At 52.8% G+C, this 16,412-nt stretch carries 13 protein-coding genes and 3 tRNA genes; 8 read left to right on the top strand and 8 right to left on the bottom strand.

Annotation, left to right across the window (positions count from 1 at the left end; all coding sequences use genetic code 11):
• Window positions 1-30: 30 nt before the first annotated feature.
• Complete coding sequence (locus FJM65_RS14750; RefSeq protein ID WP_140622310.1) at window positions 31-672, bottom strand: carbonic anhydrase; 642 nt, start codon at window positions 670-672, stop codon at window positions 31-33.
• A 211-nt stretch (window positions 673-883) separates the two neighbouring features.
• Here FJM65_RS14750 and FJM65_RS14745 point away from each other — a divergent pair, with 211 nt between their 5' ends.
• From FJM65_RS14745 to FJM65_RS14735, 3 genes are all read left to right on the top strand, one after another.
• Complete coding sequence (locus tag FJM65_RS14745; RefSeq protein WP_140622309.1) at window positions 884-1,123, top strand: hypothetical protein; 240 nt, start codon at window positions 884-886, stop codon at window positions 1,121-1,123.
• Window positions 1,124-1,346: 223 nt separating this feature from the next.
• Window positions 1,347-2,801, top strand: a complete 1,455-nt coding sequence (locus tag FJM65_RS14740) for a M16 family metallopeptidase (protein WP_239022971.1) — start codon at window positions 1,347-1,349, stop codon at window positions 2,799-2,801.
• A gap of 10 nt (window positions 2,802-2,811) precedes the next feature.
• Window positions 2,812-4,215 carry a M16 family metallopeptidase gene (locus FJM65_RS14735; RefSeq protein WP_140622308.1) on the top strand — a complete coding sequence of 468 codons (1,404 nt, stop codon included), beginning with the start codon at window positions 2,812-2,814 and terminating at the stop codon, window positions 4,213-4,215.
• A 59-nt stretch (window positions 4,216-4,274) separates the two neighbouring features.
• On the opposite strand, the gene FJM65_RS14730 is transcribed toward FJM65_RS14735, so the two are convergent.
• Both FJM65_RS14730 and FJM65_RS14725 read right to left on the bottom strand, forming a co-directional pair.
• Window positions 4,275-5,585, bottom strand: a complete 1,311-nt coding sequence (locus FJM65_RS14730) for a toxin-antitoxin system YwqK family antitoxin (RefSeq protein ID WP_140622307.1) — start codon at window positions 5,583-5,585, stop codon at window positions 4,275-4,277.
• 276 nt (window positions 5,586-5,861) lie between these two features.
• On the bottom strand, window positions 5,862-7,046 hold the full coding sequence (locus FJM65_RS14725) for an acetyl-CoA C-acyltransferase (protein ID WP_140622306.1): 1,185 nt from the start codon (window positions 7,044-7,046) through the stop codon (window positions 5,862-5,864).
• An 813-nt stretch (window positions 7,047-7,859) separates the two neighbouring features.
• Between FJM65_RS14725 and FJM65_RS14720 the strand changes: the two genes are divergently transcribed.
• Window positions 7,860-10,733, top strand: a complete 2,874-nt coding sequence (locus tag FJM65_RS14720) for an alpha/beta hydrolase family protein (protein WP_140622305.1) — start codon at window positions 7,860-7,862, stop codon at window positions 10,731-10,733.
• A 128-nt stretch (window positions 10,734-10,861) separates the two neighbouring features.
• Here FJM65_RS14720 and FJM65_RS14715 read toward each other — a convergent pair whose 3' ends face one another.
• Window positions 10,862-11,299 carry a PaaI family thioesterase gene (locus FJM65_RS14715; RefSeq protein ID WP_140622304.1) on the bottom strand — a complete coding sequence of 146 codons (438 nt, stop codon included), beginning with the start codon at window positions 11,297-11,299 and terminating at the stop codon, window positions 10,862-10,864.
• A gap of 137 nt (window positions 11,300-11,436) precedes the next feature.
• Between FJM65_RS14715 and FJM65_RS14710 the strand changes: the two genes are divergently transcribed.
• A complete protein-coding gene (locus FJM65_RS14710) occupies window positions 11,437-11,826 on the top strand; it encodes a VOC family protein (protein WP_140622303.1) in 390 nt (129 codons plus the stop codon).
• A gap of 53 nt (window positions 11,827-11,879) precedes the next feature.
• Here the strand turns inward: FJM65_RS14710 and FJM65_RS14705 are convergent, their stop codons facing one another.
• The 4 genes from FJM65_RS14705 to FJM65_RS14690 all read right to left on the bottom strand — a co-directional run bounded on the left by FJM65_RS14705 (window position 11,880) and on the right by FJM65_RS14690 (window position 15,204).
• Window positions 11,880-12,203 (bottom strand): DUF983 domain-containing protein, encoded by a 324-nt coding sequence (locus tag FJM65_RS14705; RefSeq protein ID WP_262710945.1) that lies wholly within the window; start codon window positions 12,201-12,203, stop codon window positions 11,880-11,882.
• Window positions 12,204-12,365: 162 nt separating this feature from the next.
• The gene (locus FJM65_RS14700; protein ID WP_140622301.1) at window positions 12,366-13,004 is read right to left on the bottom strand and encodes an HD domain-containing protein; all 639 of its coding nucleotides are present in this window, start codon (window positions 13,002-13,004) and stop codon (window positions 12,366-12,368) included.
• A 311-nt stretch (window positions 13,005-13,315) separates the two neighbouring features.
• Window positions 13,316-14,236, bottom strand: a complete 921-nt coding sequence (locus tag FJM65_RS14695) for a tetratricopeptide repeat protein (RefSeq protein WP_140622300.1) — start codon at window positions 14,234-14,236, stop codon at window positions 13,316-13,318.
• Entirely contained in the window at window positions 14,233-15,204 is a 972-nt protein-coding gene (locus tag FJM65_RS14690; protein WP_140622299.1) for a VWA domain-containing protein, read from the bottom strand. Before FJM65_RS14690 ends, FJM65_RS14695 begins: the two co-directional genes overlap by 4 nt.
• A gap of 317 nt (window positions 15,205-15,521) precedes the next feature.
• Here FJM65_RS14690 and FJM65_RS14685 point away from each other — a divergent pair.
• From FJM65_RS14685 to FJM65_RS14675, 3 genes are all read left to right on the top strand, one after another.
• Window positions 15,522-15,608: transfer RNA gene (locus FJM65_RS14685), tRNA-Ser, on the top strand.
• A gap of 117 nt (window positions 15,609-15,725) precedes the next feature.
• Window positions 15,726-15,799: transfer RNA gene (locus FJM65_RS14680), tRNA-Pro, on the top strand.
• A gap of 70 nt (window positions 15,800-15,869) precedes the next feature.
• Window positions 15,870-15,943 (top strand) — tRNA-Arg (locus tag FJM65_RS14675).
• The last annotated feature ends 469 nt before the right edge of the window (window positions 15,944-16,412 follow it).

Here is a 16,412-nt window from a genome sequence, read left to right as displayed (position 1 = left end):
TTACCTAAAAGGACTGGCTGTCTAACGTACTTACGCCCCTTTTGTGAGGTCGTAAATGTCTTTGATGTCGTGCAGGATATGCTCGAAATCGATGTTCAGGTCTTTGATGCGGCCGGTCTTGATATCGAACACCCAACCGTGCACCTGCGGAAAGCCTTCGGCCTGGTAGCTGAGCTGCAGAGCCGCCGTTTTGATCACGTTGGTGCACTGCTCAATCACGTTCAGTTCCACCAGCCGGTCGTAGCGCTGGCGCTCGTCGGTGATGGCTTTCAATTCGTCTTTGTGGTACCTGTATACATCCCGGATGTTGCGCAGCCATGGGTTGAGCAGGCCCAGGTCTTGCGGGGTCATGGCCGCTTTAATGCCGCCGCAGTCGTAGTGGCCGCACACGATAATGTGCTTTACCTTTAGCGCCCGGATAGCATAGTTTATGACCGACATCACGTTCAGGTCAATGCTGGTAACCAGGTTGGCGATGTTGCGGTGCACAAACAGTTCGCCGGGCCCAACACCCATCATTTCCTCGGCAGTCACGCGGCTGTCGCTGCACCCGATGTACAGGAACTCCGGGTTTTGGTCCAGCGCAAGCTGCTTAAAGAAGTCCTTATTAGAGCCGGTCTTCTGCTCTATCCACTTGCGGTTATTTTCAAAAAGCTGTTCGTAAGGTGTCATAGGTTTGAAGTGTATAGTTAAGTATAGTTACAGGGTACATGCTTAGTTGGCAAAGGTATGGCCTAAAATGCTTGCAGCAAAACCGGTTTGTCTAAATGCCTTTTGCTAAAAGTATGCTTGAAGCGTTGGCTGTTTACCAGAAAACCTATGCCTGAAGCAACCCTTCCTTTACCCTTGCAGGTATACAAGATACCATCAAAACCAAAAAGTTATGGAAGCAACATGTAACCACTGCACCCACTGGGCACAGGACCCAGGCAAGGTACAACTACAAAGTAAGGAGTTCGGCGTATGCGACGAACTTACAGGCCAGCATGCCCTGGAACCGTCTTATGTTTTGCCCCTCGTGCACGAAGGGCCTCAGGACACTAAACCCAAGCGCTTTGAAATGATAACAGGGGCAGGCTTTGGCTGCAATCACTTTAGCGAGCGTAAAAACTGGGTACGATAAATGAAACTGCTTTGTGTATTCGGGCCTCCCTCTTAAAAGGGGAGGCCTTTTGCTTTACAGGGGGAGCTATGGAGCTTTTTATGGAGTTCGTTTGGTAGAGGCAAATGCGCTGTTGGTCTAGGTTCTACAAATATTCTGGTATATTATTGGATTAAAGTGTTTAAAAATCGTATCTTCTTAATATTTTGTAAAGTATACGTTTTTCACCTAATCCATTGTTCCTATGCTTGTTAAAACAAAGAAACCGCAGAACAGCTTGCGGAGGCTCCTGGCCGTGCTCGGTGTTGGGGTGATGCTGGCTTCCTGCAGCCAGAAAGCGACGGCGCCAACCGCCTCGAACACTTCGGCAGCCACACCCGATACCGCAGTGGCGGCCATCGGCGCTGCCCCGGCCTTTAAGGTGCCCGTGGAGTACTTTACCCTCGATAACGGCCTAAAAGTCATCCTGTCGCCGGATAAAACCGCTCCCATTGTTACAGTGGCGGCTTACTACAACATCGGCTTCCGTATAGAGCCCAAAGACCGCACTGGCTTTGCCCACCTGTTTGAGCACATGATGTTCCAGGGATCTGACAACCTGGGCAAAATGGAGTTTATCCAGCTGGTGCAGAAAAACGGCGGCATCCTGAACGGGAGCACGCGCTTCGACTTTACGAACTACTTTGAGATAGTGCCGGCGCACAAGCTGCAAACCATGCTGTGGGCGGAAGCCGACCGCATGAAGGGCCTGAACATTACACAGGATAACCTGACAAACCAGCAGGGGGTGGTAAAGAATGAGGTGAAGGTGAACGTGCTGAACCAGCCCTACGGCGGTTTCCCGTGGCTCGACATGCCGCAGTATGCGAACAAGAACTGGTACAACGCCCATAACTTCTACGGCGACCTGGATGACCTGGACGCTGCCACGCTGGAGGATGTGCAGTCGTTCTTTAAGACATACTATGCGCCTAACAACGCGGCGCTGGTGGTGGTAGGCGATTTTGAGCCTGACCAGGCCAAAGCGTGGGTAAAGCAGTATTTCAGCGATATCCCTTCGGCCACCATTCCCGAGAAGGTGAACCTGACGGAGCCGCCCCAAGAAAAGGAGCAGCGCTTTACAAAAGATGACAAGCTGGCAAACAAGCCGGCCCTGGCCTTTGCCTACCACATGCCGGAGCGGAACACCCCAGAATACTATGCCATGGGCCTGCTGAACCAGATTTTGCTGGAGGGCGATGACAGCCGCCTGTACCAGGCACTGGTGCAGGACAAAGGCTATACCGGCTCGGTGAGCGGCGGCATCAACTACCTGGGCAACATGTTTAACTACAACGGCCCCATGCTTTGGATGGGCGATCTGGTGTATGACAAAACCGTTTCAGCAGACTCCATTCTCAGTGTGATAGACGGTGAAATTGAGAAGCTGCGGCAAAACGGCGTGTCGCAGGAGCAGCTTGATTTGGCAATGGTGAAGATGCGCTCCTCGCTTTACGACCAGGTAAGCCAGATGTATGGCTTCGGCAAGGCGGACCTGCTGGCTACGTTTGCCCTCTTCGACAACGACCCCGAGCGCATTAACCGGCTGGAGGAGGAGTTCTCCAAGGTAACGCCTGCGCTCATGCAGCAGACCGTGGAGAAATACCTGCGGCCAACCAACCGCACCATCCTCATCATCAACCCTCAGGCACAGATTTAAGACATCAATTATGAAAAAGAAACTCTATATCGTATGGGCAATGGTGCTGGCTTTAGGCGCTGGCACTGCCCAGGCACAGAAACAAACACCGCCGGAGGGGGGGCAGCCCAAGAACTTTAACCTGCCGGCAAAGCAGGAGTTTGAACTGCCAAACGGACTGGAGGCCACCATGGTGCCTTTTGGGCAGGTGCCCAAGGTAACGGTGGTGATGGTGGCGCAGGTGGGGAACGTGCATGAGAGCCCTCAGGAAAACGGATTGGCCGACATTACCGGGCAGCTGTTGATGGAGGGCACCGCTAACCGCACGGCCAAACAGATTGCGGAAGATGTGGCGCGCATGGGCGGGCAACTCTACATCAACGTGGGGCGCGACCAGACGACCTTGAGCGGCTCTGTGCTGTCGGAGTACGGCCCTGACCTGGTTAACCTGATGGCGGAGGTGCTCGAGGAGCCTTCTTTTCCGGAGGAGGAGCTGGACCGCGTGAAAAAGGACTTTAAGCGAAGTATGAATCTGGCGCGCGCGCAGCCCGGCATGCAAGCCCAAACTAAATTCAATAAGGCCCTTTACGGCGACCATCCTTATGGCAGCGGCATCCCCACAGATGAGGAGATTGATGGCTACAGCCTGGAGGAGGTAAAGGATTTTTACCAGCGGCAGTTTGGGGCAAAGCGCACCAACGTGTATGTGGCCGGAGAATTTAACGCAGGCGCAATGAAAGAGGCCATCACATCGGCTTTAGCAGATTGGGCAGAAGGGCCGGAACCTGCTATTCCGGTGGCCAAACCTATTACCAAAGGCGAGATGATCGTGGTGGACCGCCCGGGGGCGCCGCAGTCAACCATCATTTTCGGCTTGCCCGTTGTGCCGCCCTCGCACCCGGATTACATGGCTTTGCGCGTGACCAACTCCCTCTTGGGCGGCTCTTTCGGATCGCGCATCACCCGCAACATCCGCGAAGACAAAGGCTATACTTACTCGCCGTCCAGCGCACTGGTGGCCAGGTATAAAGTGGGCGATTGGTCGGAGCAGGCGGATGTGACGACCGAGCACACCGGCAACTCGTTGAAGGAGATCGTGTATGAGATAGAGCGGCTGCGCAAGGAGCCACCGACGGAGGAGGAGCTGAAGGGCATCCAGAACTATGAGGCCGGGCTTTTTGTGCTGCGCAACTCCACGCCGGGAGGCATTATTGGGCAGCTGAACTTTCTGGAGCTGCACGACCTGCCGGACTCCTTTCTGGAAAACCAGGTGGAGAACATACACGCCATTACACCGGAGCAGGTGCAGCAAACCGCTAAAAAGTATTTGCGCCCGCAAGACATGACGTTGGTAGTGGTAGGCGATAAAAAGCAGATTGACAAGCAGCTGCAAGCGTTTCAGGAGGAGCTGAAAAAAGTGCCTGTCACGCAGTAAGTATAAACTGATGTGAAACAGAGCGGGCAGCCTAAGGTGGCTGCCCGCTCTGTTTCACATCAATTCTCTTTTTCCTCCAGCACCTGCCCGTTGCGGTAGGCGCGCGTTTTTATCACTTTGCCTTCCGGGCTATAGTACTTCCAGGTCCCGGTTTCGCGGTTATTTCGGAACTGCCCCTGCACCTGGGTTTTGCCATCCTCAAAGTATGCCTTGTAAGGCCCGAAGCGCAGCCCGTCCTTATGGTTGGTTTCTGATTTGAGCTTGCCGGATGGATAGTAGGTATAGCTCATGCCCACGATCTTGCCGTTTTCATAGGAAAGTTTCTCCTGCACCTGTCCGTTTTCATAGTAGCTCAGTTGCTCTCTGGTGAGCTTTCCGTCTTTATACTCCTCGCGCAGCTTCAGTGCTTTTCCGGGTGCGTCGTAGTATACGTTCCAGGTGCCGTGCTTTTGCTTGTCCTTCAGCTGCTCCTCGGCCTCCAGGTTTCCGCTGGGGTAATACCGTAGGGTTTTGGTGCCGGAGCCGCTGGAGTTGGTTTCTTCTTTCAGCTTGCCGTTTTCGTAGAAATACTGGCCAGCGCTTATTTCCCCGTTTTTATAGGTGACAACGCTGCGAGGCTTGCCGCTCTCAAAGTATGATTTGGCCGGTCCGTGCATCTTACCGGCAACGAACTGCCCTTGGGTGCTGAGTTGCCCGCTGCGGTAGTAGCTCTTAAACGTGCCCTGCTTCTCACCGGCTTCGTTCTGCACTTCCGTCTCTACCTGCCCGTTATCGTAAAATGTTTTGTAGGAGCCCTGAAGCATGCCGTTGCTATAGCTCGCCTCAGTTTCGGGTTGGCCGTTGGGGTAGTATGTTTTGGCCGGTCCGTTCTGCTTGCTGTCATGGTAGGTGATCTCAGACTTCAGCTTGCCCGATTGGTAATACGCCCGCATGACGCCTTCAGGAGAGCCGTTCACGAACTCCGTTTCCTTTTGCAGGGTGCCGTCCGGGTAATAGATTTTGAAAAGCCTGCTCTGCTGGTCATTTTCAAAGAAGCCTTCCTGCAGCAGCTTTCCGTCGGGCCGGTATGCCTTAAAAGGGCCTTGCTTTACATCGAGCTGGTAAGTTACCTGTAGTTTGGGCTGTCCGTTCTGATAAAACTCAGTATAGACGCTGTCTTTTTTGCCCTCCACAAACTTTACCAGCGCCTCAGGCTCGCCGGTGGGGTAGTAGCGGTGGTAGTACCCTACAATGGCTGAGTCGGGAGTGATGTGGTATTCTTCCTTCACTTGTGTGAATGCTTCGTCGTGGTAGGTAACCACTTGCTGCTGTGCCAGGGCCATAGTTTGCATCAGGCCTAACGGAAGCAGGAGTGCCAGGAGTTTTCGCATATTAATAACGTGAATGTATACGTTGTCAGAATCAGGGTTTACGGGATACGTAAGGAAAAACAGGATTTATGCTTCAATCATTCCAATCCTGCTCACTATCAGGTTTTAAGGAGGTAATCAAATATGGCTGTCGTTTCCTAAAAGACTATACTTTATACTTCCCTAAGCATACTTTATCCACTCTGGTTCTCTAAGAGCCGGTAAATCCTGATCTAAAAAAGGAAGCCTTACGCGCTAAACGTAAGGCTTCCTGCAAATTATATGCCCAAGGGCAAGTTATACTTTCTCGATCACGATGGCAGAGGCGCCGCCGCCGCCGTTACAGATGCCGGATACGCCGATCTTGCCGCCTTTCTTATCCAGCACGTTGCAAAGCGTAGTCACGATACGGGCACCGGAGGCTCCCAGCGGGTGACCCAGCGAAACAGCGCCGCCGAACACGTTCACGTTGCCGCCTTCCAAACCCAGCTTCTGGTTATTGGCAATAGACACGACCGAGAAGGCCTCGTTGATCTCGTAGAAATCCACTTCCTCCGGAGAAACACCCGCGTTTTTCAGTGCCTTAGGGATAGCCAGCGATGGAGTAGTGGTAAACCAGATCGGGTCCTGCTCCGCATCAGCAAAGCCACGTATCTTCGCGATCGGCTTCACGCCCAGCTCCTCAGCCTTTTCTTTGCTCATCAGCACCAGGGCTGCGGCACCGTCGTTCAGGGTAGAGGCGTTGGCGGCCGTTACCGTTCCTGCTTTATCAAAAACAGGGCGCAGGCCCGGGATCTTCTCAAAATTCACCTTACTGAACTCCTCATCCTCTGAAACCGTGATCGGGTCTTTGCCGCGCTGCGGAATTTCCACCGGCACAATCTCGTCTTTCAGAAGGCCAGCTTTAGAGGCCTCCGCTACTTTTTTATAGGAGTTGATGGCGTACTCGTCCTGCATCTCGCGCGTGATCTTCATCTCACGGGCAGTGTTTTCGGCAGCGTTGCCCATGTGGAAGTCGTTGTACACGTCCCACAGGCCATCTTTTAGCAGGCCGTCCGTCATCTGGCCGTGGCCCAGTTTGGCGCCGAAACGGGCTTTGTCGAGGTAGTACGGCACATTGCTCATACTTTCCATGCCGCCCGCCACAATTACATCCTTGTGGCCCAGCATAATGGTTTGGGCGGCAAACATAATGGCCTTAGAGCCCGAAGCGCATACTTTGTTGATGGTCGTGCATTCCACCTCGTGGCCCAGACCGGCAAAAATGGCCGCTTGGCGCGCAGGTGCCTGACCCAGATTAGCAGACAGTACATTGCCCATGATCACTTCCTGCACTTCTTTTTTATCTACGCCCGCTTTTTCCAGGGCACCCTCTATGGCAGCCGCGCCCAACTGTGTGGCCGAAAGGCTGGCCAGGGAGCCGCCGAAAGAACCAATAGGGGTACGTACCGCTGAAACAATATATACTTCTTTGACTTGCATAGTTTTGATGTTAGTTATTGGGTTTCGTTGTGAAGTTACAGGGATTTACGCTCAAAACCAAACGAGCGTTAGCCTAGGTAGGTTGTGTTGATGTTAGGTGATGCCGCTGCTGTTTCTTCTCTGGCGCAAGTCGAGGATCCCGGAGCATTTCGGGGCGTTGGCTTGTGCCTCGCTTTAGCTTCTGCCTTTCTGTGCCTCATTTAGCCGCCGCTTTCTGCAGCTTGAGGCAAGCTATCCTCACTAGCTGCTGCTGCTCCTCAGCCTTACGAACCTATCGTTTCACCTCTGGCTTTGGTGCCCTCCGAGGCCGGGAGGCCTCATCTTCCCGCATCGCGCTGTGTTCCCTTCCTTTGCTACCCTCCGGTCGCAATGCCCTTGCAGGGCACCGGAGGGTAGCAAAGGCGCTCAACGGAAAGATTGGGATCAGCTTTCGATAGCTTTGGCTTATCTGTCATCTCGACCTTTGGGAGAGATCTTTTTAAGGTTCTCGATAGATCTCTCGCGCTGCTCGAGATGACAGTGAGAGCAGTAAGTATGATTCCCCTCCTCGGAGAGGCTAGGGGTGGTTGGACAGGGCGGGGGTGAGGTAAAACTCCCTCCTTCGCCAAGTCCATAATCCCGGACTTGCTTCGGGAGAGGGGCAGCTGATAATTGAGCCCGACTGTCCAACTGGAAAAAACACCTGCCCGCCATTCTGTCTATTTAAACCTCCCATTGCCCTAGGCGTCTAAATCAACAGTGGCTGCAGTGTGGCGGTTTATGCTTAACTTTAGTCGCAATACAATTCCTTCTAACCAATCTTTTTCACCCGTAATGAAAAAACTTTTACTCGTGGCTGCCCTGTGCGGCACCGGCCTTCTTCAGGCGCAGGCGCAGCAGCAAACAGCCAAGAAACCGCTTTCCCATGAAGTGTACGACAGCTGGAAAGGCCTGAGCGGAGACAGAATTTCGAACAACGGCCAGTACGTACTCTACAACATCGATCCGCAGGAAGGCGACGGCGAGCTGTATATCCGCAGCATGGTGCGCAATGCTACGGCCAAGTATAGCCGCGGCGCCAAAGCCAGCTTCAGCAACGACAGCAAGTTTGCCGTTTTCCAGATAAAACCGGAGCACCAGAAGGTACGCGCCCTGAAGCTAAAGAAGAAGAAAGGCGACGACCTGCCGAAAGATTCGCTGGCCATTGTGAAGCTGGCGGATATGAGCGTGGTGAAGGTTCCGCGTGTGCAGTCGTATAAGCTGCCGAAAGAGGGAAGCGACTGGCTGGCCTACCAACTGGAGAAGCCGCTGCCGGAGAAGAAAGAGGCCCCAAAGGACACAGCTGCAGTAGGAGAGCAAAAGGCCGAGTCCAAAAAATCTACTCCTAAGAAAAACAAAGACGCCAAAGGCACGGAACTGGTGCTGCGCAACCTGAACACGGGGCAGGAGCACCGCTTTTCGCGCGTGGTGGATTACATCTTCTCGGAGCAGGGCAACATGCTATACTTTGTGAAGGATGAGCTGGACTCGCTGCACCACGCCGGTGTGTTCGCTTTCAGCACCTCGGATTTGAAGGAAATGCCCATCGACACCGGTCTGGTAACCTACAAAGGCATCAGCGCGGATAAAAGCGGCAACCAACTGGCTTATGTGGCTACCGCTGATACCGCAGAGGCCGACATCCGCTACTTTGGCCTGAACTACTGGAACACCAAAACACGCAAGAAACAAGTGTTGGCCGACACCGTGGCCAAAGGCATGCCGCAGGACTGGATGGTGAGCGAGCACGGGAACCTGGTGTTTTCCGAGGATGGCAAGCGGCTGTTCTTCGGCACGTTTCCGCGGCCGGTGCGCTACGAAAAAGACACCACCCAACTGGAGGAGGACAAGGTAAGCCTCGATATCTGGACCTACAAAGACCCGCTCATCCAGCCGATGCAGCTCAAGCAGAACGACCGTGAACTCAAGCGCTCCTTCCTGGCCATGTACGATGTGAAGGCTGGCAAAATGCAGCAGTTGGCGACGCTGGAGATGCCGGACGTATACCTGGATGCCTACAAAACGGGCAGTGTGGCGCTTGGCGTGAGCGATGAGAAGTATAAGATCACCATCGGGTACGACACACCCACCCGCAAGGACGCTTACCTGATCGACCTGAAGAAAGGAACGACGAAACAGTTTCTTTCCGAATCCCGTGGCAACCCGCGCCTCTCGCCGATGGGCAAGTATGTATACTGGTACGAGCCGATGGACAGCAGCTGGCATGCCATGAGCACTAAAAACGGCGTAAACGTCAATCTTACCAAAAAGCTCAACGTGCCATTCTACGATGTGGAATTTGACATGCCGATGCTGCCCGACGACTACGGCTTTGCCGGCTGGGTAGAGGATGACAGCTACCTGTTGGTGTACGACCAGCACGACATCTGGAAGCTGGACCCATCGGGCAAAAAGGCCGCCGTGAACCTGACCGACAAGTATGGCCGCCAGAACAGTCTGCGCCTGCGCTACGAAAAGCTGGATCCGGAGCAGAAGTTTATACCTGCCGATGCCGCGCTTTACCTCAGCGGCTTCAACATCCGCACCAAAGCGGACGGCTACTATAAAGACTACGTGGGCAAAGAGGCAAAGCCGGAAAAACTGATCGGCTCCGACCATGCCTATACTTCGTTGAGTAAAGCTAAAAATGATAACCTGGTTACCTTCCGCCGCGGCGATTTCAGGAACTACAACGACCTTTATACTTCTGATTTAAGCTTTGCCAACGTGCAGCGCTTAACGGACGCCAACCCGCAGGCAGCAGCGTATAAGTGGGGCACGGTGGAGCTGGTGGAGTGGAAATCGACGGACGGAATTCCGCTGCAGGGCCTGCTCTACAAGCCCGAGAACTTTGATGCGAGCAAGAAGTACCCGATGATGGTATACTTCTACGAGCGTTCTTCTGACGGCCTGCACAACCACCGCGTGCCGGCTCCTAGCGCCTCTGTCATCAATATTCCGCTGTTTGTGAGCAACGATTACCTGGTGTTTGTGCCGGACATCGTGTACAAGGACGGGTACCCGGGCGAGAGTGCCATGGACTGCATTATACCTGGCGTGCAGATGCTGGTGCAGCAGGGCTTTGTGGACGACAAGAACATGGCGCTGCAGGGCCAGAGCTGGGGAGGCTACCAAATTGCCTACATGGTGACGCGCACCAACCTGTTTAAGGCCGCCATGGCCGGCGCACCGGTATCTAACATGACGAGCGCTTACGGCGGCATCCGATGGGGCACCGGCCTGAGCCGCCAATTCCAATATGAGCGCACGCAGAGCCGCATTGGCGGCACGCTGTGGGAGAAGCCGATGCAGTTTATCGAGAACTCGCCGCTTTTCTTTGCCGACCGCGTGCAAACGCCGCTCCTGATCATGCACAACGACCAGGACGGTGCCGTGCCGTGGTACCAGGGTATTGAGTACTTTATGGCCCTGCGCCGCCTGCAAAAGCCAGTTTGGATGCTGGTGTACAACGGCGAAGACCATAACCTGATGCAGCGCAAGAACCGCAAGGACCTGTCGGTGCGCATGTCGCAGTATTTCGACCACTTTCTAAAAGGAGCCCCGGCACCGAAATGGATGGAGCAGGGTGTGCCATCGGTGGTGAAAGGCAAAGACTACGGCCTGGAACTGGTAACCGAGCCGGAAGTAGCCGGAGAGTTGCAGGAATAGCTTATACTTTCGATAAAGCAGAAACGGGAGCAGGTGTAGACTTGCTCCCGTTTTCTTTTTTTACTATCTGAAGTATAAAGTATAAAGACGCAAGGTATTGCGTCTCTACAACTCCCAAACTCCCCAACTCAACTGTATCCCTCCAAACTCTCTAGCGGTTGGGCGGTGCGCATAAACTGGCCGGTACCGAAAGCTACTTCTTTGCCGCGCTCGTTGTAGAGGGTAGCTTCCGCTATAAACAGGCTTTTGCTTTGGGAGCGAAGAGTACCCACCGCTTTCAACTGGCCTCCGGTTACGGGGCGCACCAGGTTTAGCTGAAACGAGGTAGTTACCATAAACACATCGCGCACGACAGAGGCTACGGCAAAGTAGGAGGCATCGTCCAGTAGCTTAAAGTATACGGCACCGTGTATGGCGTTGGCCCCATGGAAGTACTTCTCTTGAACCGGTAACGTAATCTCGGCGCGGCTGTGGCCCACCTGTATGGTGCTGCCGTTAAATAGCTCCTGCACCTTGGCTTTGTGGTAGAGCCGCTCCAGCCGCTGGTAATGTTCGTCTTTTTGCATAAAGCAAGTATAAGTCTAAATCAGGAGAATATTTTGTAATGAGCACCGGCCCATACTTGCCTAAAGCTTGAGCTGCCACGTTTTGGTTAAGGCGGATTAATCCATACTTTAGGCTGATAAATCTTTACAAGTTTAAGATGAAGTATAAATACGGGGTGGGCATCAGCCACCTGGAGTTCTGGGTGAAAGACCTGGAGGAGTCACTGGCTTTCTACGGTGCACTGTTCCCCCTGATCGGCTGGTACGCGCTTACCAGCACATCGTTTAGCTGCGGCATACACGAACTATACTTTAAGGAGATGCCCGTGCAACGGCACGATACCGTAGGGGTGCGCCACATTTGTTTCCATGCGCCCAGCCGCGCGGTGGTGGACAAAGTGGGGGAGTGGCTCCGCGGGATTCGCGCTGACATTATTCGCGGGCCTCAGGCGATGCCGCACTACACCGAGCAGTACTATACCGTTGATTTCCGGGACCCGAACGGCTTTGTGCTGGAGGTGGCCTATATGCCCGATATCGAGCTATAAAAAATCCCCAGGCTTTAGCGGCCAGGGGATTTGTGAAGTATGAGCAAGTTAGCTCAGCACTCGGTTTTCTCCGCGACCTGTTTGTTATAGTGTACGAAGAAGTTGATCCATACCGCCCTCGACATCCTGAAGATGAAAGGGTAGAACAATAAGAGCGTGGCGCTCAGAGCCCCCAGAAACCAAGCCATAGTTACCTCTTCCAGAAAAACGTTAAGCGCGACAAGTACCGCAACCAGGATGGCCGTGGTAATGCCGTAGCTCACATACATGGCGCCATAGTAAAAACCGGGCTCCGGCTCGTAGCTCTGGTGGCAGCAAGGGCACCTTTCAGGCATCTGGCTAAACTTGGTATAGCTCCAGCCTTTATGCGAAAACAGATCTCCCTGGTGGCAACGGGGGCACTTATAGTTTAAAATGCTGTACAGTTTTGATCCTTTGCTAAACATGATTTTATGTTTGTAGGTTACCCTGCAAAGGTACAGCTTTTGCGTGAATGAAGCTCGTAAAAAGCACGTATGAACAGGCTGGGAGGTGCCGGTTTACGCAGTTACCTTACTGCTTGAAATCAGGCGTTGCTTCACGGCATTAACCTTGATGCCGGCCGCTTCCATCTTTTGTATGGCCTCTTCCTCAATCAGCTCTTTTAGCTGCTGCAGGCAGCTGTCGAACTCGGTGTGCTGCCCCATTAAAAGTGCCATTTCCTGCTCCACCTCCAACCAGGTGCTGATATTCGCTTCGTTGTGCTGTATCTGCACTTCCAGCTTGTCCAGGGCATTGGCTACGCGGGCCTCGTAGGTCAGTTTATCCTCAAACTCATGCCAGAGTTCATGTACGTGGTAGCCCAGCCCGCTTCCGAGTGCCTCTCGCAGGTTATCTACCGCCTGAAGCTCGCGCACCCTTTTCGCTTCCTTTTGGGCCGGCGTTTTGATTTCAAATGCTGGCACATCGCCGGCCTCTGCCTCAACCAGGTCGTGCACGATCACCATTTTAAGAGTACGGGCTACATCTATCTCATAGTCCAGGTAAGGCTCCAGCAATACGACCATCAACGACATGCGCCAGGTATGCTCGGCCACGCTCTCCCGCCTGCCATTCGATAGCCAGCTGTGGCGCAGTTCATACTTCAGCCTCTCGGCAAGATGCAGTACCTCCAGAACGTCTTTTAGTTGCTTCTTCATAACTTTATTTTGACTTGGTAGTAGGTTGTGTGGTTATGGTGAGTGTCAGCTGCAAATGTACTTAAAATACAGCCTAATCTGGCGGGGGAGCCCTGCGCGGAAAGGGTAGTTTATACAAACAGAGGCTTGAGCTCAACAAACAGCCGTATTTCTTCGGTAAACAGTGGCCTGTTTCTGGCGGTTGGGGGTAAGGAGCTGAGCGTTAACTTATTTTAGGCCTCCCTTTTTGGCTCCGACGCCTGCACGCATCCTTACCAAGGGAAGCAAAAACGCGTGAAGTAAGGGTGATGGCAACGCCGGGTTTTTGTGTGTTACCAGTTAGGGGTATTGGGCTTGGGAGTATGCGATGGTTTTTTGGGCAGCTGCTGTATGTACTGCAGCTCAGCGTTGCGCATGGCATCGAGCAGCAGCTTTGCCTTTTCAGGGCTCATGTTAGCCTGGCGCAGCCGTGCCCGCCTCGTCTGGGCCATCTGGTCCTCTTCGGATATTGCCTCCGGCTCCTGGCGCAGTTCCTTCTCATTAGAGTCAAAAGGGCTGTCAAGCTGCAGGCCCTGCTCACTGCCAGCTTCCCTGCCACCCGACTGCTGCTGTTCCCGCTCGCTTGGTTTCATCTCTCCGGCCGCACCGCTCTCGCCGTTATCTGCTTCAGCTTGTGTCTCAGTCTCCGCCTCCTGGTTTCCCTGCGCATCGGGGTTTTGCTTAGGCTGCGGCTCCACCTGTTCGTCTGGCGGCGGCGGCGCCTGCTGGCTGTCTTCCTGCCCATTTTCGGCCTCTTCCTCTCCAAGCGCTTCTTTGGGGTGCAGTTGGAGGTACTTTTTCAGGAGTTCATAGTTATAGCGCGCCAGGTCGTTTGCAGGATCGGCTTTCAGCGCCAGTTTGTACAGCGCCAAGGCTCTTTTATACTTCTGCGTATGGGTGCTGATGTTGCCCAACTGCAGGTGTGCCAGCGATCGTATATGCCCAACCGGGTTGTCGGCAAGGTACTGGTAGGCCGTAGTGGCCTGCTGTAGCAGGCCAGCCTCGTAATAGGCATGGGCCAGGTTCAGGCGCAGGTGGTCGTCATCTACTTCCAGGTCGTTAAGCAGGTATCTGTAAGAGGCAATAGCTTCTGCATAATCTTTGCGGGCGTATGCGTCTGCAGCCTCTTCGGTATGTTGGTTCATACGCGTCACCACCGAAATGCCTCCACTGAAGAAGCTCACAAGCCAGATAGCGATCACAGAACCCTTCATATTCTTATAATCTTAACGGTTATCAGGATATCGAGTAGAATGAGCAGTAGCGCGAGCGCGAGCGGGTAAACATACTTGTTGGAGGTAACGTCCACGGTTTTGCTTTCGCGCAGCTCGCCTTCAATCTTGTTGATGGCGCTGATCAGGCGGCTGACTTCGCTCACCCGGTCATTCATCTCAAAATAGGCGCCTCCCGTCATGTCAGCCAACGTTGCCAGGGGCTCTGGTTTCAGTTTGGAAATCACTTCGTGTCCTTCCGCATCTTTTACATAACCGGTTGCTTCCGGAATACGGCTGCCCTCCAGGGTGCCCACTCCCAAGGTATAAACCCTGATGTTCTGTTGCTGCAGTTCGTTTGCCAGCTGCGCTACATCCGCACCGAAGTTCTCACCATCGCTGATAAGCACAAGAACACGGGCTTTCTGCTCTTCCTCAGGCATTTTTGAGCGCTGCTTTAGCTTGTCGAGAGCCAGCTGCAGCACAGGGGCATAGTTGGTGCCGGAGTAGGGGAGGAGGTTGCTGCTGAGTGTCTGGATGTAGAGCTGCAGCGCGTTTTGGTCATAGGTAAGCGGACTTTGCACGTAAGCATCCTCCGAAAACACCATGAGCCCGATACGGTCGGAGTTAAAGCGCCCGATTAACCGCAGCATTTCATGCTTTGCCTTTTCCAGGCGCGAAGGCTGCACGTCTGTAGCGTTCATCGACTGCGACAGGTCGATAGCGATGTATAGGTCTTTGCCGATCGTCCGGATCTCTTTTTTCATGGCACCGAAGGAGGGGCCAAGTATGGCTATCACGATCAGCACCAGGTAAACAAGCCGCAGCAATACTTTGAACCACACCCCGTGCGGACGCTGCTTAAAAAACAGTGCCACCCGGCGCACCCGCATCAGGTATCCGATGTAGAGCAAGACAAACGTTGCTCCAAACAGGAACTCCAGTAATGTGAGGGTTTGACTCCAGTTCATGGTATGGCAAAGGCAATACAGTGCCTGCTGGCTACAAATATACTAAACGGCTTCCACTCCTGGTGCCACGTAAAACAGGTAAAAAGAGCAGAAACCGGTTCGAATGTACAACGGTAGCCGGTAAAGTATAAGTATAGTTGCTCTAGCCGCTGTTTTTTTACAAAAATAGTTTTAGGAGCAAGTTTTGAAGGATCAAGTAGTTAGGTTTTGTTCCCGCAAAATAGCGGAAATGCAGCAGTGATTTTTTAGAGTAAGCTATTGCGTTGTACAGATTGATGTAGTATGTTTGCAGTCTCTTAAGCAGTAAGGGAACTCACGGAGAGGTGGGTGAGTGGCTTAAACCAGCAGTTTGCTAAACTGCCGTACTCGTAAGGGTACCGGGGGTTCGAATCCCCCCTTCTCCGCTGAAAATTGAAGATGAAAAAGTTGTGAAGCTTTTTGTAATTCTGAAATTTTGTTTACTTTTGCATCGCAATCTGTGAAGGGGTTTAAGGCTCAAGAATCGGAAAGCGAAATTAGTTCGGGGTGTAGCGTAGCCCGGTATCGCGCCACATTTGGGATGTGGAGGTCGTAGGTTCGAATCCTGCCACCCCGACTTAAAAATTTCGGAAGAGATTCCGAAATTTTTTGTTTACGGGTAAAGTGTATACTTGCCTACAAACGCTGGTCTCGTAGCTCAGCTGGATAGAGCAACTGCCTTCTAAGCAGTAGGTCTTTGGTTCGAATCCAAACGGGATCACTTGAAAATCAAGCACTTATAAGCTAAAACTTGTAAGTGCTTTTTTTATGTGCACACAATTTGCACACAGTTTCTATGGAGCTTGTCCTTAGGTCAGAATCAGTACACACAGAACCAACCACTTTATGTTTTCTTACTTCTAAGAAAGCACCTACACATGCTCTCCACAACCTTCTGTAAAAGCCGCCGGCTGTGAAGTAGATTATGAGGTGTAGAGCTTCTTACAAATGTGAAACAACTGCTCTATACATGAGATGGAGTTAGCCTTACCTATATCAGGCGGACCTACCGGAAAAAAGCACTTACGAAGAGAAATCTGGTAAGTGCTTTTTTGGTTTACATACGTTTTTACTCATCCAAAAAAAACACCTCTGCTCTTATTACATTTAACGTATGGCAGCAAGATTTTCATTAAATGAAACGGACTTCATAATGAGTTTCTGAAGCTTGATAGTTTTTGTAGGAAGAA

Origin of the sequence: Pontibacter mangrovi, assembly GCF_006385705.1 — a bacterium.
Classification (GTDB): Bacteria; Bacteroidota; Bacteroidia; order Cytophagales; family Hymenobacteraceae; genus Pontibacter; species Pontibacter mangrovi.
This window is presented reverse-complemented; position numbering and strand designations above follow the sequence as displayed.